Source organism: Mucilaginibacter phyllosphaerae, assembly GCF_004378255.1.
GTDB classification, from domain to species: domain Bacteria; phylum Bacteroidota; class Bacteroidia; order Sphingobacteriales; family Sphingobacteriaceae; genus Mucilaginibacter; species Mucilaginibacter phyllosphaerae.
Genome location: NZ_SNQG01000008.1, coordinates 64,187 through 85,247, shown reverse-complemented (window position 1 = coordinate 85,247; position 21,061 = coordinate 64,187). Strand labels below are relative to the sequence as shown.

The 21,061-nt window shown below is 46.5% G+C and carries 17 protein-coding genes; 7 read left to right on the top strand and 10 right to left on the bottom strand.

Features of this window, described 5'->3' with window-relative positions; translation table 11 throughout:
* The first annotated feature begins 85 nt into the window (after positions 1-85).
* The 6 genes from E2R65_RS18805 (at position 86) to E2R65_RS18780 (ending at position 5,214) form a co-directional block, all read left to right on the top strand.
* The gene (locus tag E2R65_RS18805) at positions 86-1,051 is read left to right on the top strand and encodes a tetratricopeptide repeat protein (RefSeq protein WP_158285299.1); all 966 of its coding nucleotides are present in this window, start codon (positions 86-88) and stop codon (positions 1,049-1,051) included.
* Between the two features lie 280 nt (positions 1,052-1,331).
* Entirely contained in the window at positions 1,332-2,729 is a 1,398-nt protein-coding gene (gene fumC / locus E2R65_RS18800) for a class II fumarate hydratase (RefSeq protein ID WP_134338041.1), read from the top strand.
* 83 nt (positions 2,730-2,812) lie between these two features.
* Positions 2,813-3,430 carry a fumarate hydratase gene (locus tag E2R65_RS18795; RefSeq protein WP_134338040.1) on the top strand — a complete coding sequence of 206 codons (618 nt, stop codon included), beginning with the start codon at positions 2,813-2,815 and terminating at the stop codon, positions 3,428-3,430.
* A gap of 5 nt (positions 3,431-3,435) precedes the next feature.
* Positions 3,436-4,236, top strand: a complete 801-nt coding sequence (locus E2R65_RS18790; RefSeq protein WP_134338039.1) for a S1/P1 nuclease — start codon at positions 3,436-3,438, stop codon at positions 4,234-4,236.
* A gap of 29 nt (positions 4,237-4,265) precedes the next feature.
* Positions 4,266-4,700, top strand: coding sequence for a low molecular weight protein-tyrosine-phosphatase (locus E2R65_RS18785; RefSeq protein WP_134338038.1), 435 nt, complete (start codon positions 4,266-4,268; stop codon positions 4,698-4,700).
* 25 nt (positions 4,701-4,725) lie between these two features.
* Positions 4,726-5,214, top strand: coding sequence for a DUF3347 domain-containing protein (locus E2R65_RS18780; protein WP_134338037.1), 489 nt, complete (start codon positions 4,726-4,728; stop codon positions 5,212-5,214).
* A gap of 112 nt (positions 5,215-5,326) precedes the next feature.
* Here the strand turns inward: E2R65_RS18780 and infB are convergent, their stop codons facing one another.
* The 5 genes from infB to E2R65_RS18755 form a co-directional block, all read right to left on the bottom strand.
* Positions 5,327-8,338 carry a translation initiation factor IF-2 gene (infB, locus tag E2R65_RS18775; RefSeq protein WP_134338036.1) on the bottom strand — a complete coding sequence of 1,004 codons (3,012 nt, stop codon included), beginning with the start codon at positions 8,336-8,338 and terminating at the stop codon, positions 5,327-5,329.
* 59 nt (positions 8,339-8,397) lie between these two features.
* Entirely contained in the window at positions 8,398-9,633 is a 1,236-nt protein-coding gene (gene nusA / locus E2R65_RS18770; protein WP_134338035.1) for a transcription termination factor NusA, read from the bottom strand.
* Positions 9,634-9,636: 3 nt separating this feature from the next.
* Entirely contained in the window at positions 9,637-10,101 is a 465-nt protein-coding gene (gene rimP, locus E2R65_RS18765; RefSeq protein ID WP_134338034.1) for a ribosome assembly cofactor RimP, read from the bottom strand.
* 138 nt (positions 10,102-10,239) lie between these two features.
* Positions 10,240-10,659: a hypothetical protein gene (locus tag E2R65_RS18760; RefSeq protein ID WP_134338033.1), complete on the bottom strand. Its 420-nt coding sequence runs from the start codon at positions 10,657-10,659 to the stop codon at positions 10,240-10,242.
* 227 nt (positions 10,660-10,886) lie between these two features.
* On the bottom strand, positions 10,887-13,253 hold the full coding sequence (locus E2R65_RS18755) for a S9 family peptidase (protein ID WP_134338032.1): 2,367 nt from the start codon (positions 13,251-13,253) through the stop codon (positions 10,887-10,889).
* Positions 13,254-13,331: 78 nt separating this feature from the next.
* Here E2R65_RS18755 and E2R65_RS18750 point away from each other — a divergent pair, with 78 nt between their 5' ends.
* Complete coding sequence (locus E2R65_RS18750) at positions 13,332-13,874, top strand: GNAT family N-acetyltransferase (RefSeq protein WP_134338031.1); 543 nt, start codon at positions 13,332-13,334, stop codon at positions 13,872-13,874.
* Between the two features lie 50 nt (positions 13,875-13,924).
* On the opposite strand, the gene E2R65_RS18745 is transcribed toward E2R65_RS18750, so the two are convergent.
* The 5 genes from E2R65_RS18745 to E2R65_RS18725 all read right to left on the bottom strand — a co-directional run bounded on the left by E2R65_RS18745 (position 13,925) and on the right by E2R65_RS18725 (position 20,686).
* Positions 13,925-14,548, bottom strand: coding sequence for a thiamine phosphate synthase (locus E2R65_RS18745; RefSeq protein ID WP_134338030.1), 624 nt, complete (start codon positions 14,546-14,548; stop codon positions 13,925-13,927).
* A gap of 142 nt (positions 14,549-14,690) precedes the next feature.
* Complete coding sequence (gene pafA / locus E2R65_RS18740; RefSeq protein WP_134338029.1) at positions 14,691-16,349, bottom strand: alkaline phosphatase PafA; 1,659 nt, start codon at positions 16,347-16,349, stop codon at positions 14,691-14,693.
* Between the two features lie 121 nt (positions 16,350-16,470).
* Positions 16,471-17,565 carry an acyl-CoA dehydrogenase family protein gene (locus E2R65_RS18735; RefSeq protein ID WP_134338028.1) on the bottom strand — a complete coding sequence of 365 codons (1,095 nt, stop codon included), beginning with the start codon at positions 17,563-17,565 and terminating at the stop codon, positions 16,471-16,473.
* Between the two features lies 1 nt (position 17,566).
* Complete coding sequence (gene pnuC, locus E2R65_RS18730; protein WP_134338027.1) at positions 17,567-18,217, bottom strand: nicotinamide riboside transporter PnuC; 651 nt, start codon at positions 18,215-18,217, stop codon at positions 17,567-17,569.
* Between the two features lie 3 nt (positions 18,218-18,220).
* Positions 18,221-20,686: a TonB-dependent receptor gene (locus E2R65_RS18725; protein WP_134338026.1), complete on the bottom strand. Its 2,466-nt coding sequence runs from the start codon at positions 20,684-20,686 to the stop codon at positions 18,221-18,223.
* Positions 20,687-21,061: the final 375 nt, after the last annotated feature.

Below are 21,061 nucleotides of genomic sequence, written 5' to 3'. Positions count from 1 at the left end.
AGGCGAAAATTAAAAATTATATGGGAGGTAAAAGATTAAAATTTAATTAATGTTTCAACAAATTATAAACTGGTTAAATTTGAGGATGAGATTATTGCTGAATTTACTTTTATTGATAACCATATTTACAATTAGTGCCAACGCCCAGGATGCTACCATGCTGCTTAAAGAAGGCCAGCAATTAGCCGCTCAAAAAAATTACGCCGCAGCTATCGAGAAATACAAAGGCGCTTTGGCCACCGAGCCAAATAACCCTCGCGCCAACTACGAAATGGCCTTTGCACTGTTTGCAAGCGGGAAGGGATTGCAAGGCATCCCCAACTTAGAGAAAGCTGTACAAGCAAACACCAACGCTGCATTTACGGCCGCTGCTTACAGTTTAATGGGTAGCATTTATGGTAATGCCAATCAGTTGCCCAAAGCCGTAGCAGCTTACAAAAATGGACTTAAGACAGATAGCGCCAACCAGCGCATTTATTATAATCTGGGTATTGTGCTGTATCGCGGTAAGCAGTACGGAGACGCCGAGCAAACATTTCTCGAGGCCATCAAGCGCGATTCGGCAGATGCAGGAAGTGTGCGTATGTATGCACTAACTACCTTTCACGAAAATAAGCGCGCCGAGGCCTTGCTGGGCTTTTGTCGTTTTTTGCAACTGGAGCCAAACAGTACCCGCAGTAAAGAAGCCTTTGGCAACCTGCAAAACATATTACAACGCGGCACGCTGCCTGCCGAAACCGGCTACCAGCCAACATCAGCTACCAAAGCCGAAGCCTTTGCTCAAAACAAGATCATCACTAAAGCCCTGTCCGGTTTTATGACACGTAAGTATGCTTCGCCAACGGCGTTGCTTACAGCGCAGTTAAAAGAATTATATGCCGCCTTTGGTGATCACTACAGATACTCGGCTTATTATAACAAGCTTGCCCATTCAGATAATTTTGAAACTTTTGTGCGGGTAATAAGCCAAAATAGTTTGCCTGAAAATGCCAAATGGGTAAAGGAGAATGAAGGTAAAGTGGCGGAGTTGGATAGTAATAACCCTGAATAACAAAAGAAACGGCATGCGCAATTCCCTCCAGCTGGGAGGGTGCAGGGAGGGGTTTCGGCGTAAAGCAAGGCGAATTAACCCCTCCCTGCCACATCACATCCTTACACACCCCTCCAATTGTTCTAACAATATTTCCTTTAACTCTACTTATAAGCTACTTTGCTTTGGGGCTTTGACGAAGCAAATAAACCATTGTAAACTGTACCAAAAAGATTACGCTTTAATAGTTAGCCCTTCCACATAAAACCCTAAATTTGACACGCAAAAAAATACTATCCATATGAGTTTCAGAACCGAACATGATACCATGGGCGCGGTACAGGTACCGGCCGACAAATACTGGGGCGCACAAACAGAACGCTCCCGCAACAACTTTAAAATAGGCCCCGAGGCAAGTATGCCTAAGGAAATTATAGATGCCTTTGCTTATCTGAAAAAGGCTGCGGCTTACACCAATACCGACCTGGGCGTACTGCCTGCCGAAAAACGCGACCTGATAGCACAGGTTTGTGATGAGATACTGGATGGCAAACTGGCCACAGAATTTCCGCTGGTGATCTGGCAAACAGGTTCGGGCACGCAATCAAATATGAACGTGAACGAGGTGGTGGCCAACCGCGCACATGTAATACAGGGAAATATATTGGGCGAAGGTAAAACCTTTATCCACCCGAATGATGATGTGAACAAATCACAATCATCAAACGATACTTACCCAACGGCTATGCATATTGCAGCCTACAAAATCCTGATAGATGTAACCATCCCGGGGATCGAAAAACTGCGCGACACTTTACAGGCAAAAAGCGAAGCCTTTAAAAGCGTGGTGAAAATTGGCCGTACCCACCTGATGGATGCTACGCCGCTTACACTGGGCCAGGAGTTTTCGGGCTATGTATCGCAACTGAACCACGGCTTAAAAGCCCTGCGCAACACCTTTGATCACCTGAGCGAGCTTGCGCTTGGTGGTACTGCTGTAGGTACAGGCATCAACACCCCAAAAGGTTATGATGTTAAGGTTGCCGAATATATCGCTCAATTTACCAACCTGCCATTCATCACTGCCGAAAATAAATTTGAAGCTTTGGCCGCGCATGATGCCATTGTAGAAAGCCACGGCGCGCTGAAACAAATAGCGGTATCATTAATGAAGATAGCTAACGATATCAGGATGCTGGCTTCTGGTCCGCGGTCTGGTATTGGTGAGATCCATATTCCGGATAACGAGCCGGGTTCATCTATTATGCCGGGTAAAGTTAACCCAACCCAAAACGAGGCGGTTACCATGGTTGCCGCGCAGGTAATGGGTAATGATGTAGCCATCAGCATTGGTGGTTCAAACGGCCATTACGAGCTAAATGTATTTAAACCGGTTATGGCGGCTAACTTTTTACAATCTGCCCGGCTGATAGGCGATGCCTGTGTATCATTCAATGATCATTGCGCCGTAGGTATCGAGCCAAACTACGATGGTATCAAAAAACACCTGGAAAATTCCCTGATGCTGGTTACCGCACTTAACCCGCACATCGGTTATGAGAACGCAGCCAAGATTGCTAAAACAGCCTTAAAAGAAAACAAATCGCTTCGCGAAGCTGCCGTTGGCCTGGGTTACCTAACCAACGAGCAATTTGACGAATGGGTACGCCCCGAAGATATGATCGGGAGCTTGAAATAAGAGCCCCCCAGCCCCCTGAAGGGGAGCAGAATTTAGCCTCTTCTCATTTTGGGAAGAGGCTTTTAAATTATCAAATACGGTTAATGAAAAACCCTTTCGCATTTATAGTAAAGAAGTTTGCCATGGTGAGCCTGTGGAAACACAGCGGTAAGGGTGTGCATGCTGCCCTTCGCCAAGCTCATACTAACAGGCCGTTTATTAGCTTTTTTAAATCTTTCGCCTTTTGTCTTTTAGCTTTAACCTTACTAAGCGCTTGTAAATTTAACCCCGATATGCAAACCCCGGGCGAAAGTTACCTGCAGGGCGAATGGCAGCAGGATAGTGTAACAATGCAGCAACAATTGGTAAATTATTCTTTATATAACCTTAAGTTTAATTGCGATTCGTTTTTTGTGCGTATTAAAACTTTCAGTAAGGCAAATGTGGGCGCCGATAGCTGTATGAAGGGCGGTAACTGGACAGAATATGCCAAGGGCGTTTACGAACAGCGTAACGACACCCTGCATGTACGCGGCCTGTTTTGCAATGCCGATTACAGCTATAAAGACCCAACAGGCTGCTTCCGGTCGGGCGTGTACGAAGAAAGTTTTAAAGTGGTCAAGAAAACCGATTCTGTAATTCAGTTTAACCCGATGTCGGGCGTTATACCTATTAACGCCCGGCTGATCAAAAGAAATAGTTGCATTCCAAAACCCTTATAATAAGCATGAAATTAGCTTCATTAAAAACACTTCTATTAAGTATAGTAATTATGTACCTGCCGGTACAAACCATGGCATGGGGCACCAACGGCCATCGCATCAGCGGCCAGATTGCCGACAGTTACCTTACGCCAAAGGCCCGTGCGGCCATCAAAGCTATTTTAGGCAACGAATCTATAGCCATGACCAGTAACTGGGCCGATTTTATCAAGTCAGATCCGCAATACAATTACCTGTACAACTGGCATTTTATCAACTTTGATAAAGAATACAGCTACCCCGAAATGCAGGCCTTTTTAAAGCAGGATACTGCTACAGATGCCTACACAAAAATTAATTTTTTAGTGGGTGAGCTAAAAAAGAAAACGCTTGCCAAAAACAACAAATTACTTGCCCTGCGCATGCTGATACACATTGTAGAGGATGTACATCAACCAATGCACACCGGCCATTTAACAGATAAAGGCGGTAATGATGTTAAACTTACCTGGTTTAATAACCCTACCAACCTGCATTCTATATGGGATAGCCAGCTGATAGATTTTCAGCAATTAAGCTATACAGAATATACAGCATGGATAAATCATACAACTGTTGCACAACGTACAGAATGGCAAAAAGCGCCGGTAAGCCAGTGGCTATTTGAATCTAATCAACTGGCGGCAAAGATCTATGCCGGTGTTAAGAACGACGATAAGGTAAACGTTTACAGATACAATTTCGAATACATCGGCATCCTGAACAACCAGCTTGTAAAAGGCGGTGTTAGGTTAGCCGGTTTATTAAATCAGATTTTCGGGGCGTAGTTCAATTTGCATATCCGCACATTCGCATCATGAAAATACTAATGGTTTGCCTGGGCAATATTTGCCGTTCGCCGCTTGCGGAAGGCATTATGCAGCACCTGGCAGATAAAGCAGGTTTGGATTGGCAAGTTGATTCGGCCGGTACAGGAGACTGGCATGTTGGCCGCGCTCCCGACAGACGTTCTATTGCGGCAGCTTTAAATGAGGGGATAGACATCAGCAAACAGGTTTGTCGCTTATTCCGCGTGGGTGATTTTGATGAGTTTGATCTGATACTGGTGATGGATAAAAGCAACCTCAGCAATGTGCTGGCATTCGCCCGTAACAGTAGTGACCGCCAAAAGGTAAAGCTGCTTTTGGGTGACAAAATAGTGCCCGACCCCTATTATGACGATACCCAATTCGCCCCCGTATTTAAACTCATCGAGGCTGGCTGCAAAGAAATTATCAAACAATATATTTAAGTTTGATATATAACGTTTATAAATCATGAAAAAGATCTTATTAAGCCTGATACTCGTAACATCCATCATAGCAGCTAAAGCACAAAACGCCGCCATCGAAAAAATAACCACATCTTACTTTGGTGTTAAAAATGCGCTGGTTGCAAGCAATTCTACGCTGGCTAAAGCCCGCTCGGCAGAATTGGTTGCAGTGCTATCGGCTCCGGTTAAGGGTTTACAACCGGCACAGCAAAAGCTGATGGCTACTTACCTGGACAAACTAAAATTTGATAGCCGCCACATTAGCCAGACAACCGTTTTGGATCATCAGCGCGAGCATTTCCAAAGCTTATCTAAAAATATGTATAGCCTGTTATCGGGCTTAAAAATTAACAGCATCCCTGTTTATCAGCAATACTGCCCCATGAAAAAGGCCGCGTGGTTAAGCGAATCGGAGGAGATCCGTAATCCTTATTATGGAGATGATATGCTGGAATGCGGTAAGATCACTGCTACACTCAAAGCAACAAAATAATATAATAACGTGCATCATTAAAGCGGTGCTGGCTTATTTGCTAACTTATTTGCCAACAAAAAAGAGGCTGTCCCGATTGGAACAGCCTCTTTAAATATTAAGCCGTTAGCGGTTAGGCTAACTTACGTTTTACTTCTACGTTTTCGTAAGCTTCTACAATATCACCAACTTCTATATTGTTGTAGTTGGCAATGTTTAAACCACATTCGTAATTGGTAGCTACTTCTTTCACATCATCTTTAAAGCGTTTCAATGAAGCCAGTTCGCCGGTGTGAATTACTACACCATCACGAATGATCCGGATCTTACTGTTACGGGTAATCTTACCATCTAACACCATACAACCTGCAATGGTACCAACCTTGCTGATCTTGAAGGTTTCGCGGATCTCTACGTTAGCCACTATCTTCTCTTCAAAAGTTGGTGCAAGCATACCTTCCATCGCCGCTTTTATCTCGTTGATAGCATCGTAGATGATAGAGTATAATCTGATATCAATCTGCTCCGCCTCGGCCAGTTTACGCGCACTTCCTGAGGGGCGTACCTGGAAACCGATGATGATCGCATCTGATGCGGAAGCCAGCAATACATCCGACTCGGAGATCTGCCCAACTGCCTTGGATATGATATTCACCTGTATCTGCTCGGTAGATAGTTTCAATAACGAATCTGACAACGCTTCGATAGAACCATCCACGTCACCCTTAACAATAATGTTAAGTTCTTTAAAGTTACCAACTGCCAAACGGCGGCCAATCTCATCCAGGGTAATATGTTTTTGTGTACGCAAGCCTTGTTCGCGTTGCAGTTGTAAGCGTTTGTTGGCAATTTCACGGGCTTCAACCTCGGTCTCTAACACGTTGAATTTATCGCCAGCAGTAGGCGCCCCCTGCATACCCAGCACCTGTACCGGTGTAGATGGCCCTGCAGATTCAACCCTTTGTCCGCGCTCATTAGTTAACGCTTTAACACGCCCGCTATAGCAACCGGCTAATATCGGGTCGCCCACTTTTAAGCGGCCGGCCTGTACCAATATAGTGGTTACAATACCACGGCCCTTGTCTAAAGCAGCCTCGATAACAGTACCTACGGCACGTTTGTTAGGGTTGGCTTTAAGCTCAAGCAATTCTGCTTCCAACAGTACTTTCTCTAACAGCAATTCGATATTTAAACCGGTTTTTGCCGAGATCTCCTGCGTTTGGTATTTACCGCCCCACTCTTCAACCAAAATATTCATGGCTGATAGTTGCTCGCGCACTTTATCGGCGTTGGCACCCGGCCTGTCAATTTTGTTGAATGCGAAGATGATAGGTGCACCTGCAGCCTGCGCGTGGTTTATGGCCTCGCGGGTTTGCGGCATCACGCTGTCATCAGCAGCAATTACGATGATAACAATATCTGTTACCTGTGCACCCCTGGCACGCATGGCAGTAAACGCCTCGTGGCCCGGTGTATCCAGGAAGGTGATTTTTCCTTTATTCTCCGGCAAGGTTACTTCGTAAGCGCCGATGTGCTGGGTTATCCCCCCGGCCTCACCGCCAATTACGTTTGTTTTGCGGATAAAATCCAGCAGGGATGTTTTACCGTGATCCACGTGGCCCATGATGGTCACAATTGGTGCACGCGGAACCAGATCTTCCGGCTCGTCCGGCTGATCTAATATAAACTCTTCATCTTGTGGTTTTACAAACTCTACCTGGTAGCCAAACTCATCCGCAACAATGCTCAGGGTTTCGGCATCCAATCGCTGGTTGATGGATACGAACATCCCCAAACTCATACAGGTAGAGATAATTTGCGTTACAGATACATCCATCATCAGGGCCAGTTCATTTGCCGTAACAAACTCGGTAACCTTTAATACTTTGGATTGTGCATCCTGCTCCATTGCCAGTTCATCCGCATTGGCAGCAACATCATCCCGTTTTTGACGACGGAATTTGGCACGCTGTGCAAACTTACCCGACTTACCCGCGCCGCTTAAGCGTGCAAGGGTAGCCTTGATCTGGTCTTGTATATCTTTTTCTGTTGGTTCTTCTTTAGGGCCGCTGCTTGGCGGTGCATTTCTGCCACCTCTAAAATCCGGACGGTTACCGCCGCCACCACCCGGAGGGCCTGCCGGCCTGTTCCGGAAATCGGGACGGTTTGGATTGATGGTGCCGCTTGGCGGTGCCTGCTGGCCACCATTATTGCCGCCGCCCTGGCCACCTTGCTGATCTTTACGCTTACGTTTGCGTTTTTGATCGGCAGCGCTGCCTGCGGCACTTGATGATGACGCTACCGGGCCGCCACGTTTTGGCTGGTTAACCGGTAAGGTTATCTTCCCTATAATTTTTGGCCCGCTTAAACGCTCGGCGCTGGCGCGTATCACGTCGTCGCCTTCCGCTTCTGCCGGGGTAGTTTCTTCCACTACTGGTGCAGCCGGGGTAACCGGGGCTTCTGCAACAGGTGCAGGTTTCTCTGCAACAGGCTCGGGCGCTTTGGGTGCTTCGGCAACCGGTGCAGGTTTCTCGGCAACAGGCTCGGGCGCTTTGGGTGCTTCGGCAACCGGTGCAGGTTTCTCTGCAACAGGCTCGGGCGCTTTGGGCGTTTCTACAACCGGTGCAGGTTTTTCTGCAACAGGCTCGGGTGCTTTGGGCGCTTCGGCAACCGGTGCAGGTTTCTCTTCCACCGGTGGTTTAGCGTTAAGATTATTAAGGTCTATCTTGCCAATCACCTTTACTCCGGGCAATGCTGCTTCTGTACGCTCTTCGGTTTTTGCCTGTACAGGCTCGGCCGGTTTTGGCTTTTCAGCCGGCGTTGAAGAAAAATGGCCGGTGTTTTTGATCAGGATCTCCTCGTTCTCAAAATCACGGGAACGGCGCTGCTCAACAGGTTTTTCAGGGGCCTGTCCGGGCTCCTCTTTCCTGATCTTGCCTATGCTGATCTGCTTGGCCTCCTCCTTAATAATTTTGTCGACAGCAAACTCCTTTAACAATGTGGTGTACATATCGTTATCCAGCTTGGCCATAGGCTGCTTTTCAACCTTATAACCTTTGGAAGCTAAGAAATCGACAATGGTACCCATACCAATGTTAAGTTCTTTTACCGCTTTTATTAATTTTATGGATTTGTCTTCTGACATTTATTAAATTTTCTCTCTAATTATCGCAAAAATACGATTTTTTATTCGTGTTATGTTGTTTATTCAAATTCTGCCTGCAGAACCGATAAAACTTCTTTTACTGTTTCCTCTTCCAGGTCGGTACGTTTAACCAATTCACCCACAGACAGTGCCAGTACCGATTTCGCAGTATCCAGCCCGATGCGTTTAAATTCGTCCAGTATCCAGCTATCGATCTCGTCAGAGAATTCTTCGATGTCCACATCCTCGTCATGCTCATCAGCCTCGCGGTAAACATCAATTTCGTAACCTGTCAATTTACCTGCCAGTTTAATGTTGTGGCCGCCACGGCCTATGGCCAATGATACCTGATCGGGCTTTAAGTACACTGCTGCCGTTTTTTTCTCATCATCTAACTTAATAGAAGTGATCTTAGCGGGCGATAAGGCACGTTGTATATATAACTGGATATTGTTGGTAAAGTTTATCACATCTATGTTTTCGTTCTTCAATTCGCGAACGATACCATGGATACGCGAGCCTTTCATCCCTACGCAGGCCCCAACCGGGTCAATCCGGTCGTCATAAGATTCTACTGCTACCTTAGCGCGCTCTCCGGGTTCACGAACGATCTTTTTAATGGTAATTAAACCGTCGAAGATCTCGGGTACTTCCATTTCGAACAAACGCTGCAAAAATTCAGGTGCGGTACGCGAGATGATGATCTTTGGATTGCTGTTCATCATATCAACCTTGCTGATAATTGCCCTTACGCTATCCCCTTTTTTAAAGTAATCGGCAGGGATCTGCTCGGTTTTAGGTAATAAAAGTTCGTTGCCTTCATCATCAAGCACCAGGGTTTCTTTTTTCCAAACCTGGTAAACCTCGCCGGTAACAATTTCACCAACGCGATCTTTATATTTTTTAAATATTTCGTCTTTCTCCAGCTCTAAAATTTTAGATACCAGCGTTTGGCGGGCAGCTAAAATGGCGCGGCGGCCAAAGCTTTCTAAAGTGATCTGCTCAATAAAATCCTCACCTACCTCCAGGTCGGCATCAATAGATTGTGCTTCGGCCAGCTCAATTTCCAGGTCATCATCCTCGCTAAAACCATCCTCAACAACAACACGTGTGCGCCATATCTCTAAGTCACCATTGTCTGTGTTAACAATAACGTCGCAATTCTCATCGGTGCCATACTTTTTCCTGATCATGCTTCTGAAAACGTCTTCCAGAACGCTCATCATGGTTGGGCGGTCAATGTTCTTGAAATCTTTAAATTCCTGAAAAGAATCAATTAAATTAATATTGCTCATCTTCTACTTGAATGATATTAAAACTTTTGTTTCTGTTATTTTATCTGTAGGGATAGTGCTTTCAACAGTTTCGGCCTTTTTCCCTTTTTGTTTTATTGTTTCTTCTATTATTATCATATCGTCACCAGCTTCTTTTAAAGTGCCTTCGCGGTTGGTGCCGTCGTCCATTTTTATGGCAAGCGTGCGGCCTATATTTTTGGCATATTGCCTTTTTAGCGTTAGCGGCGTATCAATGCCCGGCGATGAAACTTCCAGGTTATAGGGGTCTTCTATCGTGTTCTCTTCTTCCAGATGGAAGCCTACATGCCTGCTTATGGCTACACAATCGGCAATCCCTATCCCGTTATCGCCATCTACCAACACAATCAGTTTGCCGTTTGAATGCATTTTAACATCCACCAAAAACAAGTTTGGCATATCGGCAATTTTTTCCTCTACCAGTTCTGTTACTCTTTTTTCAATATTCATTATCGGATGTTTTGCCGGGCGTGCCTTAACAAGGCAAGCAACGGATGATAATTTGATTGATAAAATAAAAGAGGGGACAAATGCCCCCTCTTTTTTAATTCAGTTGCAAATGTACAACTTTTTTTGATTTTTGCAAGCTTATGGCTTAAAAATCAAATCGATAAATTGCACCTTGCCCGGCTGCGACCGGCTTTTGATATAATCAATTAACAATGCGCCCTCGCCCAGGCGATAATTGCGCACAAAATAGGTTTGACCTTTTACAAACGGGGTATCGGGCGTAAAAACCACTATGCTATCTTTTACCACATATTGCCCGGGCTGCACCGGCTGGTAATTCTTCAGATCGGTATCGGCGGGCATCCGATATACAGGCACCAGGCTTTGCCAAACCGCCTGATTGGTATCGCGGGCAATATCATTTATTACCAATTTATTTAACCCCTTAAACCAAACGGATTGGCCGTTATCACTAAGCGCTATCTGCACGGCAGCGGGATGTTTGGCCGGGGTACAGGCAAGGGCAAGTAAGAGTAACATATAGAATAGTTTTTTCATCTGTTGATTAGTTTAGTTATCTCCGGCAAGATCAACCGCCGGGCAAGTTACTCACCCCGACATTGCTACGCTCGTCGACCCTCTCTGCGCAAGCGTAAAGAGGGTGAATAATAATTTTTTACCCTCTTTCCGCCGAAGGCGAAGAGAGAGGGTCGCGCACGGAGTGCCGCGGGGTGAGTAAATAGCCGCCGGGCAAGTTTATTCACCAAGCTACCACTTATCAGGCACTACTTCTTCAACGTTTCCTCAAACAATTTAAAGATGCGTTTATACTCATCCGTCCAGCTGCTGGGTTGTACAAAGCCATGGTCTTCTACCGGGTAGGGGGCCAGTTCCCAGTTTTCTTTGTGCAGTTCTATCAGCCGTTGCGATAGCCTTACAATATCCTGAAAGTTCACATTCTCATCTACCATGCCGTGCAGCATCAAAAGCCAGCCCTTTAAGCCATCCGCAAAATATATGGGCGAACTTTGGCGATAGGCCTTCTCATCGTTAAAAGGCTCGTTTAAAATATTAGATGTGTAGCCATGATTGTAATGCGCCCAATCGGTTACCGAGCGCAGGGCTGCACCGGCTGCAAAAACATCCGGCTGGGTAAACATGGCCATCAACGTGATAAAACCGCCGTAAGAGCCGCCATACAAACCCACGTGCTTAGGGTTTACGCCATATTTATCTGCCAGTAACTTTACACCGTCTACCTGGTCGGTCAGGTCGGCACCGCCCATGTGGCGATAAATGCCGGTGCGGATATCGCGGCCGTAACCCGAGCTGGCAGTATAATCAATATCCATCACCGTGTAACCATTATCTGCCAGCATGTTGTTGAACATATACTCGCGGAAATAGCTGCTCCACCAGTAATGTGCGTTTTGCAAATATCCTGCGCCATGTACAAACACCACAGCCGGTTTTGCCGGGTCGGGATTTTTAGGCACATATACCCGGGCATAAATATCCTTGCCGTTACGGTTCTTAAAACTGATCACCTCCGGTTCGCGCCATGGGTAGGTGTTAAATTCTGCGGTGGTAGAATGGGTTATTTGTATAGCTTGTACGCCCGGTTTATTGGGCTGTACATATAACTCCCAGGGTTGGTTAGAATACGAATGACGGATAGCGATCCACTTTTCATCGGGCGAAAGGCCTATCTCGTTACCACCCTTTATGCCCGTTATTTTAACCGGTGCACCGCCCGTAACCGGGATACGGTAAAATTGCGTAATACCCGGATGATCGATATTGGCGGTAAAGTAAAAAGTTTTTTTATCGTTTGATAGGCGCAGCGTTTGCACCTCCCACTTGCCGCTGGTGAGCTGTTTTTTGTTGCCGTTAACTACATCTGCCAGGTATAAGTGCGAATAGCCGCTGGCCTCGCTCTGGTAGTAAAAATGCGTGTTATCCGCCCAGCCCAAGCTACCATCTGCAAACCAGGCACCTGTGCCCGGGCCGCCTATCCAGGCATCATCGTGCTGCCTGTCCAGCAGGGTTAGTTTACCCGTTGCGGCATCCAGCAGCATCAGCCAACGGTCTTTATTATCCTGCGCATCTATATTTACTACGGCTTGCTTACCATCGGGGCTCCAGAATGGGGCGCTAAGATCCACCCTGCGGTCGGCATTGGCTTTTTTAAGGGCTTCTAATTCTTTGGGGTAGTCATTATAAAACGCCGGGATATCTTTAATGCCGGGAATATTTTTAGTAACGATGGCATAAACAGAATCGCGTTGGGTATCAAAAATAAAACCCTCTGATGCAGCTTGCGGGGCGCCTACTTTGGTACGGTTGGGGATATCTTCGGTATAGCCGGATGCCGTTACATAATTGGGTACAATGCCCGCCCTGGCACCTTCGGCAGCTTGGGTAAGGCGGTAGGTGATATACCTTCCGTTGGGGCTTACCTGCATACTGCTCAATCTTTTATCGCCAAAGGCTATCTCTTTTAATTTATCCGTTTTAAGCAAGGCCCGTTCTGCAGAATCCAGCTTACGGTCTTTCTCTTCTGCCTTAATTATATCAAACAGTTCTGCTTGTTGTTTTTTGAGCCAGCGGGCCTGCTCATTATCTTTAGCAGGCTTTTTCTCGCAGGCGGTTTTTACGAAATTGGTAAGCTGGGTAAGTTCGCTTTTGCCTAATTTAAGCTGATACAGGTTGTTATCATACGTATAGATCACACTGCTTTCATCACCCGTAAAGGTTGGGTTGCTTTCGCGGCCGGTAGTGTGGGTAAGCTGTACAACCTTGCCGGTATTTGCCTGCCATAAGTAAATATCGCCGTCATCTTCATACGTTTTTAAAGTGCGGGCCTTGTTCCATTTGCCGCCTTCGGGTACCATATCGCGCCGTTCGGCAAGGCCTGCTTTTTGTGGTTTGGTGTTATTGGGGCTGATATAAAAAAGCTCATCCCGTTCGGCCTTATCGGGATTCCAGTTAAAATAGATCTTTTTACTGTCATCGCTCCAGCGGATGTTGGATGGCGACACGCCTATCCACTTAGGGTGTCGCATGATCTTTTCAACCGTAAGTACTTCCAGCTTTTGCGCTGATGCGGCAAACCCGAAACAAAGGAACAATAAGGTAAAGCGTTTTTTCATATGCAAAGTATGCTGTTAAGCACTGCAATTTAGCAGTTTGGTTAATATTAGTAATTTTAACGTTTGGATTGTTACAAAATGGAAATAAAAGGAAGCCAATTTACGCTGAGGCACTGGCAGCAGGCAGATGCACCGGCATTACAAAAACATGCTAACAACCCTAAGGTACCTGCATACCTGCAAGACAGGTTCCCCACGCCCTATACCTTAAAAGATGCGGAGGCGTTTATTGGCCTGATGCTGAACCGGCTAACGGTTACCAATTTTGCTATTATAATAAACGGTGAAGCAGCCGGCGGGATAGGCTTACAATTAAGGGATGATGTGCACCGCAAGTCGCCGTTAATAGGTTACTGGCTGGGCGAGCAATACTGGGGCCGCGGTATTGCCACCGAAGCGGTTAGGCTGGTAACCGCTTATACTTTTACAAATTTTGATATTATTTGTATCCAGGCGGCCATATTCAGCAAAAACCCGGCATCAATGCGGGTGCTGGAAAAAGCCGGTTATACGCTGCAGGGTGTACTAAAACAATCTGTTATTAAAAACGGCGAGGTGATGGATGAGCATGTTTATATCGCTTACCCCACAAACTGCCCCATCTATGGGTTAAGCCTGTAAAGCCGTTATTCCCTTTACTATATTGCAAACGGCTCAGACTGAAAATTAAATCAATATATCTTTCTATAAATTTCCTTCACCATAGCATCAGGATCGGGCGACAGGTTTACGGCTGATGATACGGCGATGCCATAAATACCGGCTTGCATCAGCAATTCAATATCTTTTAGCTGCACACCGCCAACTGCAATTACCGGGAGATCTATATTTTGGTTTTGTAAAGCCCGATAGCCGTCATAACCCAGCAGGGGCTTATCGTTAGCTTTTGTAGTAGTATGGGCAAAGGGGCCGTAACCGCAATAATCAGCAGCGCCGGTGTTTTGGATGCGCAATAAAGTTTCTATATCTGCGGCAGATGCGCCTAATGTTTTTTCATCCGTTATGGCTTCGCGGATGGCTGCATAATCGGCATTCAGGGCTTCGATATGCACGCCCTGTGCATCAACCCTATCCAGTAAATGGTAGTGGTTGGCTATAATTAAGGTTGCGCCCCAGTCATCACAAATAGATGCTATCTGATGAAGTTCTGTTATCATCTCCTCATCGCCCTTACTCATACAACGGTATTGGATCCAGTTGGCACCGGCTTCGCAAGCTATTTGCGCCTGTTCTGGGTGGCTGCGGCCGGGCAAATCCTGCGTGAGGTAATGAAATTTGGAGATGTATTTTTTCATAATATTAGTCCGGAAAGTCGGAAAAGACCGAAAGCCCGAAAGATATAATTAAGCCCTGGCTTTTGCCGGGGCTTATAATTCATTTCAATATAAAAATATTCCATCTTTCGGACTTACCGACTTCCGGTATTTCCTAACCTTTTTACTTCAGCACTTCGCCAATGGCGGTGCCGATATTGCCGTTTGGCGCCTGTATGTGCAATAACTGGGCAACGGTTGGGGCAATATCCGTCATATGGGTTTCGCGGGTAAGGCTGCCGTGTTTAATGCCCCAGCCCATAAATACCAACGGAATATGCGCGTCATAAGGGTTCCAGGTGCCGTGGGTGGTGCCTGTAGGGCCGTGGCCGCTATACCATCCCGGTTTTAAGATGATCTGGATCACACCACTCCGGTCGGCGTAATACCCGTTCTGGATCCTCTGGCGCAGATCATCCGGTATGGTAGCCAGCTGCACGCGCTGCATATCAACCGCATAAGCCACCTCGGGCTCCTGCTGCAAAAACTGGATGCAATCGTATTTTAGGGACTCGCTGTTCAGTCCTTCTTTTTTGATCGCGGCATTGTTAAAGCTTAACTGGTAATTATTAAAGTTCAATACCACATCTTTAACCTTGTACTTATCCTCCAGCATTTTATTCAGGCGGGTGCGTGCGCTGCCCTCATTCCAAACACCTGCAGGGATGTTGTGGTCAATTAAAAAGTTGGGGTTATGCGCGGCGCCATGGTCGGCACTTAAAAAAACAGTATAGTTACCTTTTCCCAGCTTACCATCCAGGTAAGTAAAAAAAGCAGCCAGGTCTTTATCCAAACGCAAATAGGTATCCTCTGCCTCAACCGAGTTGGGGCCAAACTGGTGGCCTACATAATCTGTTGACGAAAGGCTTACCGCCAAAAAATCGGTTACCGACCCGGCACCCAGCTTTTCGTTCTCTACCGCAGCTTTTGCCAGGTCGAGCGTCATGCTGTTGCCATAGGGGGTGGCGCGGATCATGCCGGCTTTGCCCTTATATAATTCTGATGTTTTGATAGGGAACGTCGGGGCATCAGCACCGGCAAATTTGCCTTCGTACTTCGGGCTGTTATCGGGTGCGCTTTGTACGTAGGTATTTACCGGATAAAGTGTATTCCAGTCCCTTTTAAGGTAATTTTCGGCCGGTTTAGTGGCGTTATAAGCCTTCACCCAGGCGGGCAGCTCGGTCATATAATAAGTACTGCTGATCCATGCGCCATTGGCATCATCAAACCAGTAGGCCGCATTGGCTGCATGGCCGCCGGGCAGAATGCCGCCGCGGTCTTTCAGGGCAATGCCAATTACCTTTGACCGGAAATTGGTGGCCAGCCTTAACTCATCCGTTACCGTGCTTACCAGTAAGTTGCGTGGCGACATTTTGCCTGCGACAGATGTACTGCCCACAGCCACTACCGTGCTGTCATCTGTGCAATACATTGATTTGCCGGTTGCCTGTACCGTAAAATCATTCCCGGCTATGCCATGTATAGCAGGCACCGAACCCGTATAAATAGAAGAATGCCCAATAGCTGTAACTGTTGGTATATAAGGTATTAGCGTGTTTTCGCAGGTAAAACCCTCATTTAGCATACGCTTAAAGCCGCCGGCCTGGTAACGGTCGTAATAACGGTACAGGTAGTCCCAGCGCATTTGGTCAACCACCAGGCCTACCATTAATTTGGGGCGGGGCAGCGTTGCAGTAGCAGCCTGTATAGTTTTTTTATTTTGTGCAGATAAGCTAAATACAGCTGTAGCGAAGGTTAGCGTAAGCAAAACTTTTATCTTCATGGGGTAATGGATGTTAAAGGCGCAAATATCACCATTGCAATATATAAACAATGTGATATTTGTGTTACTAATTATTAAAAGTATGTAGCCCTTCTCCTTTAGAGAAAGGTTGGGATGAGGCCTAATCTAAAAAAGTAAGCAAACTATGCTGACTTGCCGTATGCAGATCGCGCCAAACCCGGTTAATTTCGGTATCCGGCGATGCTGCCAGCAGGCCGCAAAAAGGGAAAAGTTCGTCTACGCACTCCCGGGATATTTTGGCCAGCATCCGGCTTGCCGCGCTTACCGCACCTAATAATTTTTCGTTTAAGGGATCTTGCCACGATGCTTCCACCGCTTCAAAAAACGTAGCGCGTACCTGGTTTAACAATGCCGTTGCAGATTGCAGGGCTTCATCCATCACCAAAACATTTGCGGCATTTACCCTGCGGATATTGGTTGCCTTAAATTCAAGGGCGGGCTTGCACAGATCCAGAAAGTGCACCGCCATGCCCGATAGGTTGGCTGCCAGCGTAGCTTCTGCCAACTGCATAAAAGGATATGAGTATAAAGCCGAATCTATTACAGCCGCAGCAGGGTCTATTTTAAAGCAGCGGTTGCTGTTTACGTGCAAATTCTTAACCGCATAGGCATCGCTGCCGGTAGCTACCATGCCTATATATTTCCAGCCGGATATTAATTGCACATCCTGCCTGTTCAGCACAAAAGGCAGGATCAACGGGCTGCCATCGGTATCTAAAACCGGGTTTTGGCCGTCCATTATCTGGCAATTTACGGTAATATAGGTGGCGTGATGTACGCCGCTGGCGTATTTCCAGCTGCCATTGATGATGTAGCCGTCGCCGGTAATGGTGGCTGTACCGGTAGGTGCGCCGCTGCCCGCCAGGCATGCCTCCTCATCAGCATAAATTTTGGGGGCAACACCGGGCGCTATAAAACCACCAAACCAGCCCGCACCGCAGCACAACGTAACTACCCAGCCCAGGCTGCCATCGGCCCAGGCTAAAGCTTCTTCTGTTTTTATTAACTGCGGCAAAGGGGTTTCCAGGCCGCCATATTGCCGGGGCGATAACAGGTTGAACCATTGCTGATCATATACCAACTGCAGCTGCGCCGGGTGCAGTTTGCCTGATTGCTCTGCTTCGGGGGCATATTTACGGATAGTATCGACCCATGCTGGTTGCAGCAGTGTTGATGGATGTTGAATCTGTTCCATATTAAGCCCCCCGGCCCCCTGAAGGGAGAGTTTTTGAAATATCTAAATCTTGTTTTTCCCGATTAATGATCCGCCGCCATTCTAAATAACCGAATATGGCCACCACAAATAAGATCAGCGTAAGCACGGCAAACATCACTAAATGCTTATGATATAATAAAGGTATAGCGAAGATATTACTGATATTCAATAACACCCAGTTCTCTATCTTCCTCCGGGCCAAAAGCCACATACCCGCCCAGGCGGTTGATGATACCCAGGCATCCCAAACGGGTACGGTTGAGGGTGTAAATTTAACCAGGATAAGATACAGCAGGCCCCAGCCTGCAAATACAATCAGCAGCGTGGTTAGCCATTCCTGCCGGTTGGCGTAGGTAGCCTTTACCGGGGGCTGGTTACGTTTTTTAACCCAGTAATACCAGCCGTAAATACTCATTACCACGTAGTAAACACTTAAAAGGCATTCGGCATAAAGCGTTGCATGAAGCAGCAGATATATCGAGATCAGGGTAGAGGCTATACCCGTGGGGTATAGCCATACTTTATTTGCCTTTGCTAAAAATACTTCGGCCACGCCTAATATAACGGCCAGCCATTCCACCAGGGTGGTTGCCTTAACCTGGTCAATAAACAGGTGTATCCAGCTTTGCATCAATTAAAAACTTAAGTTAACCGATGCCAGGAAATTACGTGTTGCCTGCGGAAAGTAGTAATTGTAGTTTAACAGTACACCGCTATCCACTTCGGGATAGGTGGCGCCATTGGCCTCGTACTTTTTACTGAACACGTTATTTACCAGCAAGCCAAGCCCTATGGTTTTAATAGATTTGGTATGGATATCATACTTAAGCCTTACATCGTTTACAAAGTATGCCTTTAACAGCCGGTTAACCGCGTAAGGGTTGTTGGCCACATCCGGCGAGGTAGTAATACCTGTTGGGTTTACATTGCCGGTGTTATCTAAAAACTGCCTGCTTACATACTTGCTTAAAAAGGCAATACTGCCGTTTTTTACCGGCGCCCAGGCAATCTCGCTGCCAACTATTAATGATGGCGAATAACCAATATCTGTATTTTTAAAGAATTGTGTTACCGGGGTTAGCGGGTTATAGTTGTCATCATAACTGGCCAGGGTGCGGCTCAGGTTTTTTATTTTATTGGTGCTGATGGTTGCATTAGCCGCCCAGTTTAACTGCTTGGTTATTTTAACAAGGCCATCAACCTCTATCCCTGCACGGTAGCTGTCGTCTACATTGATACGTGTTGCGGCACCTACGTCATTCAGCGCACCTGTTAGTATCAGCTGGTTTTTATACAGCATGTAAAACAGGTTGATGCCGCCCTTAAATACATCGCCGCTGGTACGGTAACCGGCTTCAAAATCCTTCATATTTTCGGGCTTGGGCCTGCTTGCCGGGGTAGAGTTGGTGTAGTCGTTGCGGTTAGGTTCGTGGTTACCTACGGCAAAGGATGCATAGATATTGTTTTGCTCATCAAACTCGTAGGTTATACCTGCTTTGGGGTTAAAAAAGTTAAGTTTGGCATCCTGCTGCACATTTTTCAAATTCCTGTCGAAACCTAAAAAAGAGTAGTTGATACGGCGGTACTGCATATCGGCAAACAGGGTTGCATTGCCGGTTTTATACTCGGCACGGCCAAAAATATTAAAATCGCTTTTGGTGGCGTTATCGCGGTAATACTCGTAGTTTGGCGGGATGCCTGCATCTTGTTTGGTATAAATAATATTGCCGTAATGTGCGCCGGTGTAGCGGTTGTAAGCGCCGCCAAGGGTAAAGTTAAGATTGCTTTGTGCCTGGTATTTTAGGGCGTAAGTAATTCCATAAAAATCGTTATTTAACCACAGGCGGCGGGCCAGATCAGTTCTGACGATAGTAGAATCGCCAACAATTACGGGGGTTAGGCCATAATCTGTAACCTTAGCATTATTCTTAAATTCTTCGTAATAGCCATAGCCTTTGGTATAGTGCAGGGCACCGCTAAAGGATAACTTATCAGATAGCTTGCGGTCATATAATAACTGGTAGTGGTTTTGCTGATAATTATCTACCTGGTCTTTATAAAAGCTTCCGTCTGGCATCAGGCCAAGTTCATTGTAGGTGCGGTTATCTTTGCGTGTATCGTCGCCAATAACATAATCCGGCACACCGTTCCATGCCTGGTAAGTACGCTCGATGCCCGAAAACACATTAAGCCTCAAAGTACTGTTTTTATCATAATAAGCCCCGCTTAAAAAAAACGAGCGCAGGCTTGATGAGGCGCGGTCAATATACCCGTCAGATTTTATTCTGGATAACCGCCCATCCACACTAAAGTGGCCGCACATTAACCCGGTACCCAGGCTCACGGTATTTTTAACGGTACCGTAAGAGCCAATGGTGTTATTAAGGTCGGCATAGCCTGTGTCTCGCCGGGTAGCGGTTTGGATATTAATACTGCCGCCAAATGCGCCTGCGCCATTGGTAGAAGTACCTACGCCGCGCTGTATCTGGATATTGTTTACCGACGAGGCAAGATCGGGCAGGTTCACAAAATACGAGCCCTGGCTTTCGGCGTCATTCAGCGGGATGCCGTTGATAGTAACGTTCACCCTGGTGCCATCGCTGCCACGGATACGGATGCCGGTGTAGCCTATGCCTGTTCCTGCATCAGAATTTATGATTACGGATGGCGTTTGGTTAAGCAGATAAGGCAGATCCTGGCCAAAATTATTTTTCTCCAGATCTTTTTTACTTAAATTGGTAAAAGCCGTTGGCGATTTTTTACCCGCGCGGGTAGCCGTAACGGTAACCTCTTCGGCGCTGAATGTAGCATTGGTAAGCGCAAAATTGAGCACTTTGTTGCCGGTTAAGGTTACCGTTTGCGTAGTTACCTGGTAGCCAATGTAGGTGGCCTTTAAGGTATAGGTACCGGCCGGCATACCGGCAAGCTGGTACTTGCCGTTAGCATCTGCCTGGGTATTGGTGGCAGGGCTGGTAATGGTTACGGTTGCGCCGGGCAAAGCTTCGCCGGCTTGGTTGGTGATCTTTCCGCTGATGGAAAATTGGGCCGATGCCAGGACAGGCAGCAGCAGGGCGATAAGCGCCGCAAATAAATTTTTCAAATTATTGAACAAAAAATTAGTTAAACCATCTGCTCACCAGGGTACAATGGCAGTACACTTAACTTGTTACCTCTCCCTACGCCGGCATTACCCGGATCAGGTGCATGTTATTTAGAGTTGAGAGCTAAAAGTTCAAAGTATAAAGCTGGCATACAACTTTTAACTTTTGACTTTTAACTTTTTACTTTCAAAAACAATGGGTTTGATCTCAGCCTGTCTTTCAGTTTGATTGCTCAAAGCAAGGCACCCCTTGAGAATTATGCGGCAAATATAGGCGTTATTTTGATGTCCGCAAGTCAGAAAGTCGGCAAAGTCGGCAAGTAAACTCACGATTGTAGCACTTTCTGTCTTCCGGACTTTCGGACTTTCCGACTA

Bases quoted from the DNA above. Each gene is read 5' to 3' on its own strand.
- nusA (WP_134338035.1), bottom strand. From the start codon at position 9,633: ATGAGCAATATTAATTTAATTGATTCTTTTCAGGAATTTAAAGATTTC.
- E2R65_RS18750 (WP_134338031.1), top strand. From the start codon at position 13,332: ATGGAAATAAAAGGAAGCCAATTTACGCTGAGGCACTGGCAGCAGGCA.
- E2R65_RS18790 (WP_134338039.1), top strand. From the start codon at position 3,436: ATGAAATTAGCTTCATTAAAAACACTTCTATTAAGTATAGTAATTATG.
- E2R65_RS18795 (WP_134338040.1), top strand. From the start codon at position 2,813: ATGAAAAACCCTTTCGCATTTATAGTAAAGAAGTTTGCCATGGTGAGC.
- pafA (WP_134338029.1), bottom strand. From the start codon at position 16,349: ATGAAGATAAAAGTTTTGCTTACGCTAACCTTCGCTACAGCTGTATTT.
- E2R65_RS18755 (WP_134338032.1), bottom strand. From the start codon at position 13,253: ATGAAAAAACGCTTTACCTTATTGTTCCTTTGTTTCGGGTTTGCCGCA.
- infB (WP_134338036.1), bottom strand. From the start codon at position 8,338: ATGTCAGAAGACAAATCCATAAAATTAATAAAAGCGGTAAAAGAACTT.
- E2R65_RS18785 (WP_134338038.1), top strand. From the start codon at position 4,266: ATGAAAATACTAATGGTTTGCCTGGGCAATATTTGCCGTTCGCCGCTT.
- pnuC (WP_134338027.1), bottom strand. From the start codon at position 18,217: ATGCAAAGCTGGATACACCTGTTTATTGACCAGGTTAAGGCAACCACC.
- rimP (WP_134338034.1), bottom strand. From the start codon at position 10,101: ATGAATATTGAAAAAAGAGTAACAGAACTGGTAGAGGAAAAAATTGCC.
- fumC (WP_134338041.1), top strand. From the start codon at position 1,332: ATGAGTTTCAGAACCGAACATGATACCATGGGCGCGGTACAGGTACCG.
- E2R65_RS18735 (WP_134338028.1), bottom strand. From the start codon at position 17,565: ATGGAACAGATTCAACATCCATCAACACTGCTGCAACCAGCATGGGTC.
- E2R65_RS18745 (WP_134338030.1), bottom strand. From the start codon at position 14,548: ATGAAAAAATACATCTCCAAATTTCATTACCTCACGCAGGATTTGCCC.
- E2R65_RS18805 (WP_158285299.1), top strand. From the start codon at position 86: ATGAGATTATTGCTGAATTTACTTTTATTGATAACCATATTTACAATT.
- E2R65_RS18780 (WP_134338037.1), top strand. From the start codon at position 4,726: ATGAAAAAGATCTTATTAAGCCTGATACTCGTAACATCCATCATAGCA.
- E2R65_RS18760 (WP_134338033.1), bottom strand. From the start codon at position 10,659: ATGAAAAAACTATTCTATATGTTACTCTTACTTGCCCTTGCCTGTACC.